This is a genomic window from Variovorax sp. 20P10.2.4, from assembly GCF_058244205.1.
In genome coordinates this window covers 1-2,623 of sequence record NZ_JBZAYE010000844.1, presented here as the reverse complement: position 1 = coordinate 2,623, position 2,623 = coordinate 1, and the positions used below count along the sequence as shown (strand labels likewise).

At 67.8% G+C, this 2,623-nt stretch carries 2 protein-coding genes and 1 pseudogene; all 3 read right to left on the bottom strand.

The features are described 5' to 3' along the window. On the bottom strand, positions 1-1,239 hold a 1,239-nt coding region (gene ntrC, locus AC27VN_RS38405), incomplete at its 3' end, for a nitrogen regulation protein NR(I) (protein ID WP_490880055.1). A 24-nt stretch (positions 1,240-1,263) separates the two neighbouring features. Continuing rightward, positions 1,264-2,343, bottom strand: coding sequence for a nitrogen regulation protein NR(II) (gene glnL / locus AC27VN_RS38400; RefSeq protein WP_093343381.1), 1,080 nt, complete (start codon positions 2,341-2,343; stop codon positions 1,264-1,266). Between the two features lie 40 nt (positions 2,344-2,383). Further along, positions 2,384-2,623 (bottom strand): annotated as a pseudogene (locus AC27VN_RS38395) (hypothetical protein); the annotation flags it as partial.

The window sequence follows — 2,623 nt, the reverse complement described above, 5'->3', positions numbered from 1 at the left end:
CACGGCAGCCGTCGCATACGCCGCGGGCTCGCCCGCATGGCTGTCGGGCGCCAGCAGCGGCGCGGCACCCGAGGCCAGCACCTCGGGCGGCAGGTCCTTGGCCTCGATCAGCTGCGCCGGCGCCATCACGGTCAGCCAGTGGCAGATGTTCTCGAGCTGACGGACGTTGCCGGGGAAGTTGAAGCCCGCGAGCTTGGCGAGCGCCGCATCGGAGATGCGCTTGGGCTCGACGCCGAGCTGCCGCGCGCTCTGCTGCAGGAAGTGGCGCGTGAGCGCGGGCACGTCCTCGCCGCGCTCGCGCAGCGCGGGCAGCCGCAGGCGGATGACGTTGAGGCGGTGGAACAGGTCTTCGCGGAAGCCGCCGAGCTTCACGCGCTGCTCGAGGTCCTGGTGGGTGGCCGCGATAACGCGCACGTTGGCCTTGACCGAGTTGTGGCCGCCCACGCGGTAGAAGTGGCCGTCGCTGAGCACGCGCAACAGGCGCGTCTGCAGGTCGAAGGGCATGTCGCCGATTTCGTCGAGGAACAGCGTGCCGCCCTCGGCCTGCTCGAAGCGGCCGCGCCGCATGGTCTGCGCACCCGTGAAGGCACCGCGCTCGTGGCCGAAGAGTTCGCTCTCGAGCAGGTCCTTGGGGATGGCGGCGGTGTTGATGGCGACGAAGGGGCCGTTGGCGCGCGGCGAGTGCTTGTGCAGCGCGCGCGCCACGAGCTCCTTGCCCGAGCCCGATTCGCCGGTGATCAGCACCGTGACGTTGCTCTGCGAGAGCCGGCCGATGGCGCGGAACACGTCCTGCATCGCAGGCGCCTGGCCGAGCATCTCGGGCGCGGCGACCATGCGCTCCTCGGCCACTTCCTCGCGCTGGCTCTCGTCGACGGCGCGGCGGATCAGCTCGACCGCGCGCGGCAGGTCGAAGGGCTTGGGCAGGTATTCGAAGGCGCCGCCCTGGAACGCCGAAACGGCGCTGTCGAGGTCGGAGAAGGCCGTCATGATGATGACCGGCAGGCCCGGATGCTTGGCCTTGATCTTGTCGAGCAGCTCGAGCCCGGAACCGCCGGGCATGCGGATGTCGCTCACCAGGACCTGCGGGCCCTGCTGCTCGTCCTCGGCGGCCTGTTCGAGGGCCGCCAGCACTTCGCGCGTGTTGGTGAAACTGCGGGTCGGAAGGTCCTCCCGCAGCAAGGCCTTCTCCAGCACGAAGCGGATCGATTGGTCGTCATCAACTATCCAGATCGGCTTCATGCATCTCCTTGTTGCCGGTGGCTGCTAGGGCAGCGGAATCAATATCTTGAAATCGGTTCGGCCCGGGACACTGTCGCACTCGATCACGCCGTGATGCTGTTGCACAAAAGTCTGTGCGAGCGTCAAACCCAGCCCTGTACCACCCTCTCTACCCGACACCAGCGGATAGAAGATTCGGTCCTTGATCGCGTCCGGCACGCCCGGTCCATTGTCGATGACATGCAATTCCAGTGCCAATCGATACCACTGCTTGTTGAAGATCACCTGGCGCGCGACCCGGGTCTTGAAAGTGATGCACGCATCGCCGGCCGCGCGGCGCTCGGCCAGGGCCTGCGCGGCGTTGTGGACGATGTTGAGCGTGGCCTGGATCAGCTGCTCGCGGTCGCCGCGGAACTCGGGGATCGAGACGTCGAAGTCGCGCTCGATGTGCAGGTCGCGCGGGAACTCCGCGAGGATCACCGAGCGCACGCGCTCGCAGACCTCGTGGATGTTGACGTCGCCCACCACGTGCGGCCGGCGGTGCGGCGCCAGCAGGCGGTCGACCAGCGTCTGCAGCCGGTCGGCCTCGTGGATGATGACCTGGGTGTACTCGATGAGGTCGCGCGACTCGACCTCCATCTGCAGCAGCTGCGCGGCGCCGCGGATGCCGCCGAGCGGGTTCTTGATCTCGTGCGCGAGGTTGCGGATCAGTTCCTTGTTGGCCTGCGCCTGGTCGAGCAGCCGCTCCTCGCGGTCCTGCCGCACCTGGTGCTCGAGCGGCAGCATCTCGACGATCAGTTCGCCGGCCTTCTCGCCCTTGGCCAGCGTGACCTGCACCGGCATCAGCTCGTGGTTGACGCGGCGCAGGAAGGCCTCGTAGCGCAAGGTGGCGAAGTCGTTGGCGCTCGCGCCGTCGATGGCGGTGCGCAGCACCTGGGGTTCGTGGAAGCAGGCGCCGAACTGCGAGCCCTCGAGCGTGCGGCGCGAGGTGCCGAGCGCGTCCTCGAGGCCGGCATTGGCGAACAGCACCGAGCCCTTGCTGTTGACGACCGCGATCAGGGTCGACAGCAGGTCGAAGGCCTGAAAGCGCGGACTGGCGCTTGCCGCCTTCTTTCCGAAAGCCATGGAAATCCTGTGGTGTTCGTCCTGCCGATGCAGGAACGGGTTAGTTCTTGGGGGCCGGCAGGCGGCTGATCTCGCGGCGGATGCCGGCGATGTCGCTTTCGTTGCGGGCCAGCTCGGCCTTCATCTCGGCCACGCGGTCGAGGTACTTCTGGTAGTTGCGGCCTTCGCTGCCCTGCTTCTCGGGCTCGCCGTTGTTGTATTCCTTCTGCAGCTCGGCCTGGCGGGACTCGGCCTTGCGCAGTTCGGACTCGAGCACCGAGCGCGCCTCGCCATCGCGCGC